Genomic DNA, 16218 nt, shown 5'->3' with positions numbered 1-16218 from the left:
ATGCTACGCATCCTGGTACGGCTGTACCTGATCACCATCGTCGCCTTCAGTGCGGCGATGTACCTGGTCCCCGACCTGGTGATCAAGGTGTTTCACCAGCGCTTCATCGACTACAACCTGACCAAGTCCCGAGGCCTGCAGGAGTTGATTGCCAGGCAGTTCCGCTCCCACCCACCCGCCCAGTGGCCGGCGCTGGCGAAGACGATGGACGAGGACTTCCACCCGCTGCAGATCGCCCTGGTACGCATCGACGACCCTGATTTCAGCGCCGACGAACGCGCCCGGCTGCAGGCGGGCAAGAAGGTCGTGCGGGTGGGCGACTGGGGCTCGCGAACGCTTGCGGTTTCGCCGCTGCACGACCAGATGGCGGTCAAGCTGGTGATGCCGCCGGACCCCCTGGACGTCAATTTGTTGTACTGGAGCATCAATGTCCTGATCGGTGCGGTGCTCCTGGCTTGCCTGCTGCTGTGGGTCAGGCCTCACTGGCGTGACCTGGAGCGCCTCAAGCGCACCGCCGAGCGCTTCGGCAAGGGGCACCTGGACGAGCGTACGCAACTGCCGGCCAGTTCCAACATCGGCAGCCTGGCCCATGTGTTCGACACCATGGCCGGGGACATCGAAAAGCTCCTGAACCAACAGCGTGACTTGCTCAATGCGGTGTCCCACGAGTTGCGCACGCCCCTGACCCGGCTCGACTTCGGCCTGGCCCTGGCCCTGTCCGACGACTTGCCCGCGGCCAGCCGCGAGCGCCTGCAGGGGCTGGTGGCGCATATCCGCGAACTGGACGAACTGGTGCTGGAGCTGTTGTCCTACAGCCGATTACAGAATCCAGCGTGCCTGCCGGAGCAGATCGAAGTGGCCCTGGATGAGTTCATCGACAGCATCCTGGGCAGCGTCGACGATGAACTGGAGTCGGATGTGGTCATCGACGTGCTGCTGTACGGCACCCTGGAGCGTTTCACCCTGGACCCGCGCCTGACCGCGCGGGCCTTGCAGAATCTCTTGCGCAATGCCACCCGCTACTGTGAAAAACGCATCCAGGTCGGGGTACTGGTGGGGGAGCATGGTTGCGAAATCTGGGTCGACGATGATGGCATCGGCATTCCCGACGATGAGCGGGAGCGGGTCTTCGAGCCTTTCTATCGCCTGGATCGTAGCCGTGATCGTTCCACGGGCGGTTTCGGCCTGGGCCTGGCCATCAGTCGCCGCGCCCTGGAGGCTCAGGGTGGCACGCTGACCGTCGAGGCCTCGCCACTGGGGGGCGCGCGTTTTCTCCTGAGCCTGCCCACGTCGCGTTAACGCGTCAGCCCCGGCAGTGTGGTGCTGACATTAATTTCATGTGGCCGGCGGCGTGCAGGGTTTATTCTCAACGGCGCTTTCCCCTGACCAGGAGGTGCCTCATGAACGACCGGCCCATTCATCATGCTGCGGCCGATGGCTACAAGCAGGCGGCCGATACCTATGCTCGCGGCCGACCCGGCTATCCGCCTGAGCTGGAACCCTGGTTGCGCCAGGTGCTGGAGCTGCAGCCGGGCAGGGTAGTGGTGGACCTGGGTGCCGGTACTGGCAAGTTCACTGCGCGACTCCTGGCGACCGGCGCCCAGGTGATTGCCGTGGAGCCTGTGGCGCAGATGCGTGCCAAGCTGGCGCAGCAGTATCCCGATGCCCAGGTCTTGGATGGCAGCGCCGAGGCGATCCCGCTACGTGACGCCTCGGTGGATGTGCTGGCCTGTGCCCAGGCCTTTCATTGGTTTGCCAGCCACCAGGCCCTGGATGAAATCCACCGGGTGCTAAAGCCCAATGGCAAGCTGGCGCTGGTGTGGAACCAGCGCGATGCGCGAGTGCCCTGGGTGGCGCACTTGGAGCGCATCGTCAATGCCCTGCAGGGCGACACGCCACGCTACTACACCGGGGCCTGGCGCCAGGCCTTTCCCCATCCCGGTTTCGGACCGTTGCAGGAGCAGCACTTTAGCCATGGGCACACGGGCCCCGCGCAAGATGTGATCTTCAATCGCGTGCGCTCCACCAGTTTCATCGCCGCGTTGCCTCAGGACCAACGCGATGCGCTGGAGCGACAGCTCGCCGAGCTGGTGGCCAGCGAACCCCAATTGCGGGACAGCCGCGAGGTGACCGTGCCTTATGAGACCGCTGCCTTCTACGCGATAAAGCAGGCCTGAACCGATCACCGAATAAGGCAGCAGGCCAGGCCCAGTCCTGTTTTTGGCCAATGCGCTGCCTTACGGGGCGCGGTTGCCACTTGCTATAGTTCGGCCCTTGTTTGCTGACCAGAGAAGGATCGTCGCCATGTCCGAATACCAAGCCTTTCGTGTCGAACTCGCCGATAACATCGCCCATGTGCAGATCAACCGGCCGGAAAAAATCAACGCCATGAACGCCGCGTTCTGGACCGAGATCGTCGATATCTTCCGCTGGATCGACGATACCGACGCGGTCCGGGTGGTGGTACTCAGTGGCGCCGGCAAGCATTTCTCCTCGGGCATCGACCTGATGCTGCTGGCCGGGGTGGCCAATGAGTTGGGCAAGGACGTGGGGCGCAACGCGCGCCTGCTGCGACGCAAGATCCTTGAACTGCAATCCTCGTTCAACGCCGTGGACAACTGCCGCAAGCCGGTGCTGGCGGCGATCCAGGGCTACTGCCTGGGTGGCGCCATCGACCTGATCAGCGCCTGCGACATGCGTTATGCCGCTGCCGACGCGCAGTTCTCGATCAAGGAAATCGATATCGGCATGGCCGCCGATGTCGGCACACTGCAACGTTTGCCACGTATCATCGGTGACGGCATGCTGCGTGAGCTGGCCTACACCGGACGCACCTTCGGCGCCGAGGAAGCGCTCGACATCGGCCTGGTCAATCGCACCTTCGCCGATGCCTCGGGCCTGCTGGACGGGGTCATGGAGATTGCCCGGGAGATTGCTGCCAAGTCGCCGATCGCCGTGGCCGGCACCAAGGAAATGCTCAGCTACATGCGCGACCATCGTATCGACGATGGCCTGGAATACGTCGCCACCTGGAACGCTGCGATGCTCCAGTCCAACGACCTGCGCGTGGCCATCGCCGCCCACATGAGCAAACAGAAACCCGAATTTCTGGACTGATAGAAGATGATTGCACGCTGGAGCACCGCAGTACTCGATACTGACCTTCCCGGCGGCTGGGCCGTGGCCCGTGGCCCGGAGGGTTTTCTCTACGATGACAACGGCGCGCTGTTCCCCCGGCACTGGCTCAAGAGCCAGGACCTGCCGGTATTGGCCGAGCACGGCATCGGCCACCTCGATGGCGAGCCGGTGTACCTGCTGGAGCTCAGTGGCCGTGCCGACGTGCAAGGTTGTGGTTGGAAAGGCCTGCGGGCCTTCATGCTGGAGAGCGACCACACCCTGTACAAGGTGCTCGGTTATGCGGCGCAGATCGGCACCTGGGCCCGGGAGCACCGGTTCTGTGGGAGTTGCGGGAAACCCACGGTGCAGGTGCCGCTCGAGCGTGCCATGTACTGCCAGGGCTGCGACCTGCGGGCCTATCCGCGGATCTCGCCGAGCATGATCGTGCTGATTACCCGTGGCGACGAGATCCTGCTGGCGCGTTCGCCACGTTTCGTCACCGGGGTCTACAGCACCTTGGCAGGTTTTGCCGAGCCCGGTGAGTCGGCAGAGGATTGCCTGGTCCGCGAGGTGCGCGAGGAGGTGAGCATCGAAGTCCGCAACATCCAGTACGTGGGCAGCCAGTGCTGGCCGTTCCCGCATTCGATGATGCTGGGCTTCCATGCCGAGTACGCCAGTGGCGAGATCCTGCCCCAGGAAGACGAGATCGAGGATGCCCAGTGGTTCAATGTGCACGCGCTGCCGCCGTTGCCAGCGTCGCGCTCGATTGCCCGCTACCTGATCGACCTCTATGTGGCGCGTCGCTTAGGCCACGCTGAACCAGTGCTGCCAGGCTAGGCGCACAGTCAGGCCCAGGACCACGGTGATGAACACCGGGCGAATGAACTTGGCACCACCGCTGATGGCGGTGCGTGCCCCGAAGAAGGCCCCGACCATCACCGACAGGCCCATGCTCAGGCCGATGATCCAATCCACCTGCCCGGAAAAGACAAACACCGCCAGCGCCGCGATGTTGCTGACGAAGTTCATGCTGCGCGCCACGCCGCTGGCCTTGACCAGGTCGATGGGGTAGAGCAGCAGGCTGCTGACCGTCCAGAACGCGCCCGTGCCGGGACCGGCCACGCCATCGTAGAAGCCCAGGCTGAAGCCCTGGGTCGATTGCCATTTCTTCTTGATCGGTGCGTCGCTGTCCAGCGGTGCCTTGGGCGTGCCGCCGAACAGCAGGTACAGGCCGCAGGCGAAGACGATCACCGGCAGCATCTTGTTCAGCCACTCGGCAGGCAGGTAGTGGGCGACGATGGCCCCGGCCAGCGCGCCCACCAGGGTGCCGATGATGGCGTGCATCCACTGTCGGGGGTGGAACAGCTTGCGCCGATAGAAGGTGAAGCTGGCAGTGGCCGAGCCGAAGGTCGAGCTGAGCTTGTTGGTGCCCAGTACCAGGTGCGGTGGCAGGCCCGCGGTGAGCAGGGCCGGCGTGGTGAGCAGGCCGCCCCCGCCGGCAATGGCATCGATGAAACCGGCGATAAAGGCCACGAGGGCGAGAACGGCGAGGGTGGTCAGGTCAACGCTGAGATCGAAGGGCATGGAATCGGCTTATTTCGGCGGGAGCGCAGGGGGCGCGAAAGCCTGACATCTTACCTGCATCCCGCGCCCTGGTGCGACTGCGACCAAGGTCCTGGCCCGGCACCCTGCCAAGGGTGAGTTGCAGCCGCTTCAGGCCTTGGGCCCGTTGCCGATCTTCCAGGCGAACGGCGGTTCGGTGCCGTTGATGTGCCAGTCACCGACGATCCGCGCCTTGTAGATCGCCGGATTGTGCGATGACACGGTTCGGGCATTGCGCCAGTGCCGGTCCAGGGCCTTGCCCCGGCGCACATCCGAGGCTCCAAGGGCATTGAACAGCTCACTGGTGGCACGCTGGACCAGCTCGGTGACCGCCACTTGGGCGCTGGCCGATTCGATCTCCGCTGCCACATTGGCCTGCTGTTCCTGCGTCGGGTCCCCGGCAAAGCGTGCCAGGTAGGCCTGCTGCGCCGGCAGGGCGGCCCGCAGGGTGGCGGCTTCGGCGACATAGACCAGGGCTGCGATCTCGCCCACCACCTGCTGCACCTGGGCATCGGCACTGGCTCGTGGTGCATTGCCATGGCTATAGATGCGCTGGCGTACCCGTACCTCATGGGCGACGTCGCGCAAGGCCGCGCGGCCGATACCGGCCAGGGTCGCCAGCAGCACCAGTTGGTAGAAGGCGGTCTGGTACTTGAAGCAGGTGGCGAAGTCGATGATGTTGTCGGCCTCCACCTCGGCCTGGGTGAATCGGGTGGTGCCGCTGCCGGTGGTGCGCTGGCCGAAGCCGTCCCAGTCGTCGCTCTGCTCGACGCCTGGCTGGTGGGTGCGCACGGCGGCGATCACGTTTTCACTGGTGTCGCTGCGCTGGGCGTAGACATCGATCCAGTCGGAGAAAATACTCCCGGTGCTGTAGAACTTCTCGCCGTCCAGCCGCCAGCCCTTGCCGTGGGGGCTGACTTTGGTCAGCACCTGGCCGATCTCCACCGCGCCGATCTCGGTCCAGGCGCAGCCGACGATGTCCCCCGCGACGAAGCGCTTGAACCACAGGTCGCGCCCGGGCCCTGGAGCCGCGTTGAGCCGGTCCTCGGCAAAGGCGAAGTGCCCACGCAGGGCCTGGGGCAGGTTGGCGTCGGCCGCGGCCAATTCGATCAGCAACTGGAACAGCTGGGGCAGTGAGGCACCACCGCCGCCGTACTCGACGGGCACCCGTACCGCACCGAACCCCGCCTCCTTGAGCCAGCGGATGGCTTCGTAAGGCAGCTCGCGCTGCTGCTCGCGTTCCACGGCGCCTGTGGCGATACGCTGGAAGATCGGTCGGAAGCGCTCGGCCAGGGGGTCGTAGTCGACCCCGGTGGACAGTGGATTGATTACCTGGTGTTCGGTCATGGCATGGCTCCGCAATCGGCAGGAAAAGACAAAAGGTCCTGCAGGTGATTGCACACAACATGCCGACCGTCATGGCTCCGGTTTTGCTGGTCGGGCCAGTGCCCAGCCCGCCGGTAACTGTTGCCCTGGCAACAGCCCTGCAACAAATCGTTGTCCGCAATACTTTCCCGCCTGGTTGATCGGTAGCTGGTGATCCCGGAAAACTACCGTGGGTCACTGCATCCGTGTAGCCGCTGCCGAAGGCTGCGCATGGCCCGCAGGGCCGCAGGGGGCACTGGGTCATTGAAGGCCTGGCGGCCTTGTCGCCACCTCGCAGGCTCGGCAGCGGTGACCGCTCGCTGCGGGTTTGGCACGCATGCTGCTCGGGACCCCTGTACCTTTCCCATCCCGAGGACCGAACCATGAGTCAGCAAGCCGTGAAATTCGCCTACTGGGTGCCCAACGTCAGCGGCGGCCTGGTGGTCAGCAAGATCGCGCAGCGCACCCACTGGGGCATCGACTACAACCGCAAGCTGGCGCAGATCGCCGAGGCTGCCGGTTTCGAATACGCCCTGACGCAGATCCGCTTTACCGCCGGCTACGGCGCCGAGTACCAGCATGAGTCGGTGGCGTTCAGCCATGCGCTGCTGGCCGCCACCAGCAAGCTCAAGGTCATCGCGGCAATCTTGCCCGGGCCCTGGCAACCGGCCTTGGCGGCCAAGCAGTTGGCGACCATCGACCAACTGACCGAGGGGCGCATCGCCGTGAACATCGTCAGTGGCTGGTTCAAGGGCGAGTTCCAGGCCATCGGCGAGCATTGGCTGGAGCACGACGAGCGCTATCGCCGCTCCGAGGAGTTCATCCGCTGCCTGCGCGGGGTGTGGAGCCAGGAGCATTTCACCTTCAAGGGCGACTTCTACCGTTTCGATAACTACAGCCTCAAGCCCAAGCCCCTGGGGCGACCGGAAATCTTCCAGGGCGGCAGTTCCCGGGCGGCCCGGGACATGGCCGCGAGGGTGTCGGACTGGTACTTCACCAACGGCAACAGCGTGGAGGGGATCAAGGCCCAGGTCGATGACATCCGCGCCAAGGCCACGGCCAACCAACATCAGGTGAAGATTGGGGTGAATGCCTTCGTGATTGCCCGGGATACCGAACAAGAGGCGCAGGCGGTGCTGCAACAGATCATCGACCAGGCCGATCCAGAGGCGGTCAGGGCCTTCGGTGATGCGGCCAGGCAGGCTGGCCAGGCTTCGCCGGAAGGAGAGGGCAACTGGGCCAAGTCGAGCTTCGAGGACCTGGTGCAATACAACGACGGTTTCAAGACCAACCTGATCGGTACCCCGCAGCAGATTGCCCAGCGAATCGTCGAGCTCAAGGCGGTGGGTGTGGACCTGGTACTGGCGGGATTCCTGCATTTCCAGGAGGAAGTGGAGTACTTCGGCCGCCGCGTACTGCCCCTGGTACGCGAGCTGGAGGCCCAGGCCGGGCAGGACGCCGCGGCCTGATGCGTCGAAGGCCCCGTGGCCTTCATGCTTCGTGTAGCCGCTGCCCCAGGCTGCGCATGGCCCGCAGGGCCGCAGGGGCCCTGGAGCATGCAGGCCTGGCAGCCTGGTCGCAGCCTCGCAAGCTCGGCAGCGGCTACAAGGTCGTGGCGATTACAGGCCCAGTTCGGAGAGGCCCGGGTGATCGTCCGGGCGCCGCCCCAGGGGCCAGTGGAACTTGCGCTCGCTGGCCTTGATCGGCATGTCGTTGATACAGGCGAAGCGCCGGGCCATCAGCCCCTGTTCATCGAACTCCCAGTTTTCGTTGCCGTAGGAACGGAACCAGTTACCGGAGTCGTCGTGCCATTCGTAGGCATAACGCACGGCAATGCGGTTGTCGGTAAAGGCCCAGAGTTCCTTGATCAGCCGGTAGTCCAGTTCCTTGGCCCATTTGCGGGTGAGGAAGGCCTTGGCTTGCTCCCGGTCATGGGCGAACTCGGCGCGGTTGCGCCACTGGGTATCCAGGGTGTAGGCCAGGGATACTCGTTCCGGGTCCCGCGAGTTCCAGCCATCTTCGGCCAGGCGGATCTTCTCGATCGCCGATTCACGGGTGAAAGGGGGAAGCGGCGGGCGCACTTGGGTGTTAGACGACATGGGTAGTCTCCAATGAAAGTTGCAGTTCCAACTAAGGCGTAGCACTGCTTCGGGTCGATCAGAGATCCAATAACTTTCGCGCCATGCATTGCGCATTATCGGCAGCACTGTAATCGCCCATGACCAGCGCAACGGTAATGGCACCATCGATCAGGATCAGCAGCTGTGCCGCCAGTTCCGAAGGTTGTTGCGTGCCATGTTCCTGGCAAAGTTCGACCAGATAGTCGAGCAGCTTCTGTTTGTGCCGTTTCGCTACCTGGCGCACCGGGTCTTGCGGATCACCGGTTTCACCACTGGTATTGATGAAGGCGCAGCCGCGAAAGTCTTCGCGGCCGAACCACGCCTTGAGTACGCTGAACAGCGCCAGCAGGCGTTGGGCCGAGCCCTGGGCCTTGTCCACTTCGCTGCGGTACCAGTGCATCCAGCGCTCGTCGCGCCGCTCCAGGGCGGCCACGACCAATTGTTCCTTATTGTCGAAATAGCGATAGACGCTCTTTCGAGAAACCCCGGCAGTCTTGACCAGAAGATCCATGCCGGTGGCGGCGATACCACTTTTATAGATCAGTTTCTCGGTGACATCGAGAATGATATCGCGTGTTTCTGAGTGAGTAATTTCGTTCATGGGCAAAGAGTAGAACGATCGTTCTCCTTGGTCAATGGGGTTGTTCGAATCATTCATCCACGCAGTACTTCGACTGCCTGTGTATCGGCCACTACAGGCTTTGTACAGGCCAGATAGAGGACTGCGACCTATCCATGGTGTAAGCTCTTGCGCTCTTTGAATCTGAGCCACTGCCAACCCTATGCCGTTGCTTTTCAAGCGTTCCCTGCTGCCCAAGCTGCGCAGCTTTCCCCTGGCCCCCGATGCCTTCACCACGCTGTGTGGTGCGGCGCAGTTTCGCCAAACCCTGCTGGAGCAGATCGCCCAGGCTACCCAACGCATCTATATCGTTGCCCTGTACCTGCAGCAGGATGAAGCTGGCCAGGAGATCCTCGATGCCCTGCATGCTGCCAAGGCCGCTCGTCCCGAGCTGGACATCGTGGTGGTGGTGGATTGGATGCGCGCCCAACGCGGCCTGATCGGCGCTGGCAAGCAGCCGGGCAATTCGGCCTGGTACCAGGAAATGACTCGCACCCACGCCAGTGTGGTGCCGATCTACGGCGTACCGGTGCAGACCCGGGAGCTGTTCGGGGTCCTGCACCTGAAGGGGTTCGTGATCGACGATTGCGTGCTCTACAGCGGCGCCAGCCTGAACAACGTGTACCTGCACAAATTCGACAAGTACCGGTTCGACCGCTATCACCTGCTGCACAATCGCGCCCTGGCCGACTCCATGCATCACCTGGTGCAGCATGGCCTGGTGGAATCGCGGGCGGTGCATCGCCTGGACCTGCCAAAGCTGCCGACGACTCGCAGCTTGCGCAATGACATCGGCGACCTGCGCAGCCGGCTCAAGCATGCAGCCTACGACACCACGGCCGGCAGCCTGGAGCGCAACGGGTTATCCGTCAGTCCGCTGCTGGGAGTGGGCAAGGGCAACCCGCTGAACCGCGTGATCTGCGAACTGATGGCCGGGGCCCAGAAGCAGCTGACCATCTGCACCCCGTATTTCAACCTGCCATTGCCAGTGGTCCGGGAAATCAACCGGGCCCTGGAGCGGGGAGTGAAGATCGACATCATCGTTGGCGACAAGACTGCCAACGACTTCTATATCCCCCCCAGCGAGCCGTTCAAGGTCATCGCTGCCTTGCCCTATCTGTACGAGATCAGCCTGCGGCGCTTCGCCAAGCGGCATCAGAAGTACATCGACAATGGACAGTTGAACCTGCACCTATGGCGCGATGGCGATAACAGCTACCACCTCAAGGGCCTGTGGATCGACGAGCGCTACACCTTGCTCACCGGCAACAACCTCAACCCACGGGCATTCCGCCTGGACCTGGAAAATGCCCTGCTGCTGGACGACCCCAAGGGTGAGTTGCTGGCGGCGCGCAGTGCCGAGCAGGCCGAGATCTATCGCCATACCCGGCGTATCGAGCATTTCCAGTCGCTGGACAGCCTGGCCGATTACCCGGAGGCGGTGAGCAAGTTCCTGCGCCGGGTCAGCCGCGTGCGCATCGAGCGCCTGCTGTACCGCATCCTCTGATCTGTAGCCGCTAGGCCCTTCAGGCGTTGGGTATCACCGTGCTCCAGCGGGGCCTGCGGCAGCGGCTACACGAAGCTCGAATCTGTACCGCAGCCTCGCCTGCAAGGCTGCGCAAGAGGGCCGCAGGCCCTTTGCGCAAGTCGATATCGACGTAGGGCAGCGGCCAGTGGATCAGCTTTGCTTGGGTGGGTAAGGCCACAGCGCCACCAACGCCAGCAGCACTGCCGCCAGCAGATAGGGCAGGCGTGGCTCCATGGCGTAGATCAAGGTGCCGGCCATTGGCCCGACCACCGCCCCCAGGCCCTGGGCTGCGCCGATGCTGCCGGCCGTGGCGCCTTGCTCCGAGGCTTGCACCGAATTGGCCGCCAGGGCCGAGAACGACGGGAATATCCCGCCCATGCCCGCCGCCGAGACGAAGAACGCCAGCCACAGGCTCCAGGCGCTGTCCGCCAGCATCGCCCCGGCATAACCCACGGCTGAAAGCAGGGCGCCGGCGCGGATCATCCGCAGTGGCGCCCATTCCAGCTTGCGCACCACCAGTTGGGCGCAGATCAGGGCCACACCGACCATGGTCAGGGCGATCCCGGCGGTCTGCGCCGCATCGGCGGAGTTCATCTGCAGCCGGTCCATGGCATAGAAGCTCACGGTGATCTGGGCCAGCGTCACGCAGAGCATGGCGACGAAGGCCACCACCATTGGCCGGGCCAGCCGCGGATCGTTCAGGCGAACCCGGCCAGGCGTCTGGGCCAGGTGCAACTCCTGGCGGGGCAGTTGCCGGTACATCACCACCAGCGCCAGCAGCGGCAGGATAGCCATGACGTAGAAGGGCAGGCTCAGGCTGTGCCGGGCCAGCAGCGCGGCAGCGGCCGGCCCTACCACCAGGCCCACGGCGTTGGCTGCACCCAGGGTGGCCATGGCCCGGGCCCGATGCTGGGGTTCGAAGTGGTCGGCCACCAGGGCGAATCCGCCCACCGGCACTGCCGCGTAGAAGGCGCCGATCAAGCCACGGCCCAGTACCAGGCCGGCGAAGGCCACGGCGACACTGGGCAAGGTCCGCAGGGATACATCGATGAACAGGCACAGGGCCCAGTAAGCCAGGGTGAAGCCGGCGATCCCGACCAGCAACACCCGGCGGCGGCCATAGCGATCGCTGGCCTGGCCCCAGGGGCGCGCCAGCAGCACCCAGATCACCCCGGCCACGGTCACTGCCACACCGGCATGCCAGGTTTCCAGATGCAGTACCCGAGAGATCGGGCCGATCAGCGAGACGAAGGCCATCATCGACATGGTGCAGGCCATGTAGGCCGCCATCAGCGGCAAGAGCGAGAGGGGCCTGGAGGCCGAGGGGGTGGGCATAGCAGGTCTTCCATGAGGAACATCGGGGCGTGCACGTTATCGGGATAACGCACGGCTGCCCAGGCCTAATTGCAGCGCAAGCGGGGGGGGAGCGATGGAGCAGGAACCGGCATGCCGGTTCCCGCCAGGGGCCGCGGAGTCAGTTCAGGCCCAGCTTGCCGCGCAGGGTAGAGAGGTCCTCGGCCAGGGTGTTGACCGGGCCCACCAGGGCCTTGCGGTCGTTCTCCTTGACCTTGTCGTAGGTCATGAAGCCACCGTCCGCAGTCTTGTACTTGGCCAGGATCTTGTTCACGGTGGCGAAGTTCTTGTCCACCTTGGCGACAAAGGCCTTGTCCTGCTTCTCGATCTGCGGACGGAACAGGTCGACGATTTTCTTCGCCCCGTCGATGTTGCCCTGGAAGTCGTAGAGGTCGGTGTGGCTGTAGCGATCTTCTTCACCGGAGATCTTGGTCGCAGCGACTTCCTCGAGCAGGGCAGCGGCCCCGCCGACCACTTTTTCCGGTGGGAAGGTCAAGCCGGCGACGCGCGCCTGCAGGTCCTTGACGTCCTTGTTCAGGCGGTCGGCCAGGTCGCCCAGGCCCTGGGTGCTGTTCTCTGAAAACAACGAGTACTCCAGGCGGTGGAAGCCGGTGAAGTCCTCGGCCTTGACCCCTTGTTCATGGTCGTCGACGCGGGAGTCGATAGAGGCATCCAGGTCGCTGAACAGCTCGGCGATCGGCTCGATCGACTCGTAGTAGACCCGGGTCGGCGCATAGAGCTGCCGGGCCTTGGCCAAGTCGCCCTGTTTCACTGCATCGGTGAATTGCTGGGTATGGCTGGCCAGCTCGTCGAGCTGTTCAGTGACGTAGATCTTGTAGTCGGAGATCGGCCCCACCAGCTCCAGGGGCGCGGGGGCGGCCAGGGCCGACAGCGGAGCGTGGAGCAAGCCAAGGGTCAGCAACACAGCGAGAGGCGACTTTTTCATGGGACGTTTCCGTGGGGGTTATTGTAGGGGGCGATCAGGCATTGGCCTTGGCAGCCGTGGCGGCGAGCAGCGAACGACCAATGAAGTCCTGGTCGCCCGTGACCCCCGGCAGGGTGAAGAAATAACCGCCGCCAGTGGGCTTGAGGTACTCCTCCAGGGGTTCGCCGTTGAGTCGGGTCTGCACGGTGATGAAGCCTTTCTCCAGGTCCGCCTGGTAGCAGATGAACAACAGGCCCATGTCCAACTGGCCGTTCTTGTTCACGCCATTGGAATAGTTGAACGGCCGGCGCAGGATCAGGTTCTGCTGGGTCTTGGCGGTGCGCGGGTTGGCCAGGCGGATGTGGGCATCGAGCTTGGTCACCTTGCCGTGGGGGTCCTTGGCGTAGTCGGGAACCTGGTTTTCGTGATGGCCGTCCATGGGGGCGCCGCTGGCCTTGATCCGGCCCAGGATGCTTTCCTGTTCCTGCAGCGGGGTACGGTCCCAGCGTTCGACGAAGTTACGGATGATGCGCACCGCCTGGTAGCTGCCGTGGGCGGCCCAGGCCGGCTCGTCGCTGCCAGGCTGGACCCAGACGATCTGCTGCATGGCCTTCTGGTCGTTGGAGTCGGGGTTGGCCGAGCCATCGCGAAAGCCCAGGAAGTTGCGCGCGCTCTGTGCCGGTTCGCCCGGCTTGGCCGGGGCCTGGGGCGGTACGCTGCCTTCCTGTTTCCAGCGCACCAGCAGCAGGTCGGGCAGGTTCTTCACGATGTCGCGCAGGGCATGGATATTGGTGTCGGCGGTGTTGGAACAGAACTGCAGGCTCAGGTCGCCATGGCAGCAGGCCGGTTCCAGGGCGTCGTTGGGAAAGCCCACCATGCGTACCAGGCGCTTGGGCTTGGCGTCGGCCAGGCCGAAGCGTTCGTCGAACAGTGACTCGCCCACCGAGACGGTGATGGTCAGGTTGTCCGGGGTGACCACCGGACCGAGGATGCCGGAGTCCAGTGGCGGCAGTTTTGCGTCGACCTGGGTCACGGGGCCGCCCTGCATGAGGAAGGCGATACGCTCGTTGAGGGTGCGGAACAGGCGCTCCAGGTCCTCGCGGTCGCTGGCCAGCACATCGAACGCCACCATCATTCCTGCGGTGGGACGCGCAGTGACGATGCCGCTCTGGTGCTGGCCGTGGAAGTCGTTGCGTTCCTGGGTCTTGTCGCTGCTGGGGGCCACGGTCACTTGGGGCGGTGCCTGTCCGGCCAGGGCCGGGCTCGCCAGGCTACTGCCGGCCAGGGCGACGCTGGCGGCGCCCATGCCCAGCAAGACACGTCGGCGTTGGGCGGAAAATGACGGATTGGACTGATCTGAATCGTTCATTGCGCAGGACTCGTGTCGTTACAGGCCGGAGAGGCCCAATGCGGGATCGATGCCGTCCAGGGCGTCGGCCAGGGTCTTGGCCTTGTCGGCGATCTCCTTGCGTTGCTCGCCACTGACCTGGTCGTAGCCCAGGTAGCCGAAGCCGTCGCGCAGGCTATCCAGGCGTGCGGCCAGGGCGGTGGCGGCGTTGTCCACCGGTGGCAGCACCTGGGCCGCCGACTTGGCCAGTAGCGGTCGCAGCAGGTCGATGACCTTGCGTGTGGTTTCCAGGTTGGCGGCAAAACCGCCCAGGTCGCTGTGGCTATAGCGCTCCTCTTCACCGCTGCTGGCACGCAGGTCGGCGAGGCTGTGCATGTTGCGCGCCACGATGCTCACCAGTTGTTCGGGCGGCAGGGCCTGGGCCAGCAACTGTTCCTTGAGGTTGCCGACATCCTTGGACAAGGCTTGGGCCACTGGCGCCAGGCCTGCCAGGTCACGTTGCTGGAACAGGCCGTACTCCAGGCGATGGAAACCGCCGAAACCGGGGTCCTGTTCACGCTTTTCGAAGTAATCGGCACGGGCGTTGATCGCATTGTCCAGCTCGGCCAGGCGCTGCGCGGCCGGGGCCAGGCGTTGATAGGCGGCGCGGGCGGGCACGTACAGGGCTTGGGCCTGCTTCAGGTCACCGGCTTCGATGGCCTGCTGCAAGGCCGCGACGGCCTTGACCAGGGCACTGCCCTGGGTGCTCAGGTAGACGCGGAACTCCGATAGGGGACCGATAAAGGCCACCATCGATGGCCGTGCCTTGGCCTGGGCCTCGGACTCGGCGGTCGGGGTGACATGCAGGGTCCCCCTGGGGTTGCTCAACAGGCCGCAGGTGATGGCGTAGTCCCCGGGCTGCAGGTTGGCGTTGATCACCTGGCTCAGGCCCGGGGCGATGTTTTCCCGTTCTTCGACCACCAGCACGCCATCGAGGATTTCCCACTCCACGGCGCGCTCAGAGCGGTTGACGATGCGAAAGCTGGCGCGGCCGGCGGGCACGGTAAGCGCATTGGGCTCGCAGCTGTGGGGGTGGATGGTCACGGTGATCTCGCCCTGGTGGGCCTGGCGCTTGCTGGCCGCCAGTTGCGAGGCGTAGTAGAACAGCCCGCCGGCGGCGATCATCACGATCACCGAGCCGGCCACCGCCCAACGCAGAGCGCGGGGCGGCGAGGCCTGGGGAGAGGCTTGCTGGGTCATGGGGAGCCTTACTGACTGGAAACGGAAGACGATGGGCCGGGCGCCTTGGCAGGCGCGGCGCCGGGCAGGAAGAACAGCACCAGGGTCACGGCCAGGTACAGCACATAGGCGCCCAGGGTGCTGATGGTGGGGGCGTCCTGGTAGCCGAACATGCCGGCCAGCACCGAGCCCAGCGGGCCGTCCATGGGCAGGCTGGCGCTGAAGTCGAAGAGCACGGTCTGCAGGTGGTTCCACAGCCCGGCTTCATGCAGTGCCTGTACCGAGTTGGCCAGGATGCCGGCGGCTACCACCAGGATGAACAGCCCGGTCCAGCGGAAGAACACCGCAAGGTTCAGGCGCATGCTGCCGGTGTAGATCAGGAAGCCGACGATAATGGCCGTCACCAACCCCAGCAATGCACCGATGGGCGCGCCCGGGCCTTCACTCTGTTGGAACACCGCCAACAGGAAGAACACGGTCTCCAGGCCCTCCCGGGCGACGGCGAAGAACACCATGGCGATCAGGGCGATCACCTGGTGCCGGGAGCCGGCCAGGGCCTGGTCCAGGGAGGCTTGCAGGGAGTGCTTGATGGAACGTGCGACCTTGCGCATCCAGAACACCATGGAGCTGAGGATGCCCACGGCCACCAGGCCGACGATGCCTTCGAACAGTTCTTGTTGCTTCTGCGGGAACTCGGCGCTCATCAGTTCCAGGCCGCCACCGACCAGCAGGGCCAGGGCAGCCGCGAGAAAGACGCCGATCCACACCGCTGGCATCCACTGGCCGCGGCCTGTCTGTTGCAGGTAGCTGGCGATGATGCCAACGATGAGCGCGGCTTCGATCCCTTCGCGCAGCATGATCAGAAATGGAACGAGCATTCAGCACCAGCGGATGAACTAGGTAGGGAGCTAAGTTGTAACATAATGATACTCATTGCTAAATGAAGATTGTTGACAGCCGCTGAACGGAAGCTGAACGAGATTTGTTTACCAGGATAGCCGCGCATCGGGATTCCTTGCGGTC

Annotated in this window: 15 protein-coding genes; 6 read left to right on the top strand and 9 right to left on the bottom strand. The window is 64.3% G+C overall.

Going from position 1 to position 16218, the window contains the following annotated elements:
• From ATY02_RS17535 to nudC, 4 genes are all read left to right on the top strand, one after another.
• Nucleotides 1-1299 carry an ATP-binding protein gene (locus tag ATY02_RS17535; protein WP_068588341.1) on the top strand — a complete coding sequence of 433 codons (1299 nt, stop codon included), beginning with the start codon at nt 1-3 and terminating at the stop codon, nt 1297-1299.
• Between the two features lie 101 nt (nt 1300-1400).
• Nucleotides 1401-2177, top strand: a complete 777-nt coding sequence (locus ATY02_RS17530) for a class I SAM-dependent methyltransferase (protein ID WP_068588344.1) — start codon at nt 1401-1403, stop codon at nt 2175-2177.
• Nucleotides 2178-2304: 127 nt separating this feature from the next.
• Complete coding sequence (locus tag ATY02_RS17525; RefSeq protein WP_068588347.1) at nt 2305-3117, top strand: crotonase/enoyl-CoA hydratase family protein; 813 nt, start codon at nt 2305-2307, stop codon at nt 3115-3117.
• Nucleotides 3118-3123: 6 nt separating this feature from the next.
• The gene (gene nudC / locus ATY02_RS17520) at nt 3124-3954 is read left to right on the top strand and encodes an NAD(+) diphosphatase (RefSeq protein ID WP_068588351.1); all 831 of its coding nucleotides are present in this window, start codon (nt 3124-3126) and stop codon (nt 3952-3954) included.
• Here the strand turns inward: nudC and ATY02_RS17515 are convergent.
• Entirely contained in the window at nt 3922-4701 is a 780-nt protein-coding gene (locus ATY02_RS17515; RefSeq protein WP_068588353.1) for a TSUP family transporter, read from the bottom strand. The two genes, nudC and ATY02_RS17515, sit on opposite strands and share 33 nt — an antisense overlap.
• A gap of 129 nt (nt 4702-4830) precedes the next feature.
• Nucleotides 4831-6066 carry an acyl-CoA dehydrogenase family protein gene (locus tag ATY02_RS17510; protein ID WP_068588355.1) on the bottom strand — a complete coding sequence of 412 codons (1236 nt, stop codon included), beginning with the start codon at nt 6064-6066 and terminating at the stop codon, nt 4831-4833.
• Between the two features lie 401 nt (nt 6067-6467).
• On the opposite strand from ATY02_RS17510, the gene sfnG reads away from it, so the two are divergent.
• Entirely contained in the window at nt 6468-7553 is a 1086-nt protein-coding gene (sfnG, locus tag ATY02_RS17505) for a dimethylsulfone monooxygenase SfnG (protein WP_068588358.1), read from the top strand.
• A gap of 150 nt (nt 7554-7703) precedes the next feature.
• On the opposite strand, the gene ATY02_RS17500 is transcribed toward sfnG, so the two are convergent.
• Entirely contained in the window at nt 7704-8183 is a 480-nt protein-coding gene (locus ATY02_RS17500) for a DUF1348 family protein (protein ID WP_068588363.1), read from the bottom strand.
• Nucleotides 8184-8241: 58 nt separating this feature from the next.
• On the bottom strand, nt 8242-8805 hold the full coding sequence (locus tag ATY02_RS17495; protein WP_068588367.1) for a TetR/AcrR family transcriptional regulator: 564 nt from the start codon (nt 8803-8805) through the stop codon (nt 8242-8244).
• A 181-nt stretch (nt 8806-8986) separates the two neighbouring features.
• On the opposite strand from ATY02_RS17495, the gene pssA reads away from it, so the two are divergent.
• On the top strand, nt 8987-10330 hold the full coding sequence (pssA, locus tag ATY02_RS17490; RefSeq protein ID WP_068588370.1) for a CDP-diacylglycerol--serine O-phosphatidyltransferase: 1344 nt from the start codon (nt 8987-8989) through the stop codon (nt 10328-10330).
• Nucleotides 10331-10501: 171 nt separating this feature from the next.
• Here the strand turns inward: pssA and ATY02_RS17485 are convergent, their stop codons facing one another.
• The 5 genes from ATY02_RS17485 to efeU all read right to left on the bottom strand — a co-directional run bounded on the left by ATY02_RS17485 (nt 10502) and on the right by efeU (nt 16073).
• Nucleotides 10502-11686, bottom strand: coding sequence for an MFS transporter (locus ATY02_RS17485; protein WP_068588372.1), 1185 nt, complete (start codon nt 11684-11686; stop codon nt 10502-10504).
• Between the two features lie 139 nt (nt 11687-11825).
• The gene (gene efeO / locus ATY02_RS17480; protein ID WP_022644256.1) at nt 11826-12650 is read right to left on the bottom strand and encodes an iron uptake system protein EfeO; all 825 of its coding nucleotides are present in this window, start codon (nt 12648-12650) and stop codon (nt 11826-11828) included.
• A gap of 34 nt (nt 12651-12684) precedes the next feature.
• Nucleotides 12685-13998 (bottom strand): iron uptake transporter deferrochelatase/peroxidase subunit, encoded by a 1314-nt coding sequence (efeB, locus tag ATY02_RS17475; protein WP_068588374.1) that lies wholly within the window; start codon nt 13996-13998, stop codon nt 12685-12687.
• An 18-nt stretch (nt 13999-14016) separates the two neighbouring features.
• Nucleotides 14017-15216 carry an iron uptake system protein EfeO gene (gene efeO, locus ATY02_RS17470; RefSeq protein WP_068588376.1) on the bottom strand — a complete coding sequence of 400 codons (1200 nt, stop codon included), beginning with the start codon at nt 15214-15216 and terminating at the stop codon, nt 14017-14019.
• Nucleotides 15217-15224: 8 nt separating this feature from the next.
• Nucleotides 15225-16073 carry an iron uptake transporter permease EfeU gene (gene efeU, locus ATY02_RS17465; protein ID WP_068588379.1) on the bottom strand — a complete coding sequence of 283 codons (849 nt, stop codon included), beginning with the start codon at nt 16071-16073 and terminating at the stop codon, nt 15225-15227.
• Nucleotides 16074-16218 lie beyond the last annotated feature (145 nt).

Origin of the sequence: Pseudomonas sp. BIOMIG1BAC (genome assembly GCF_001705995.2) — a bacterium.
In the GTDB taxonomy this organism is placed as follows: Bacteria; Pseudomonadota; Gammaproteobacteria; order Pseudomonadales; family Pseudomonadaceae; genus Aquipseudomonas; species Aquipseudomonas sessilinigenes.
The sequence above is the reverse complement of the archived record's forward strand: the minus strand, read 5'-3'. Positions and strand labels throughout refer to the sequence as shown.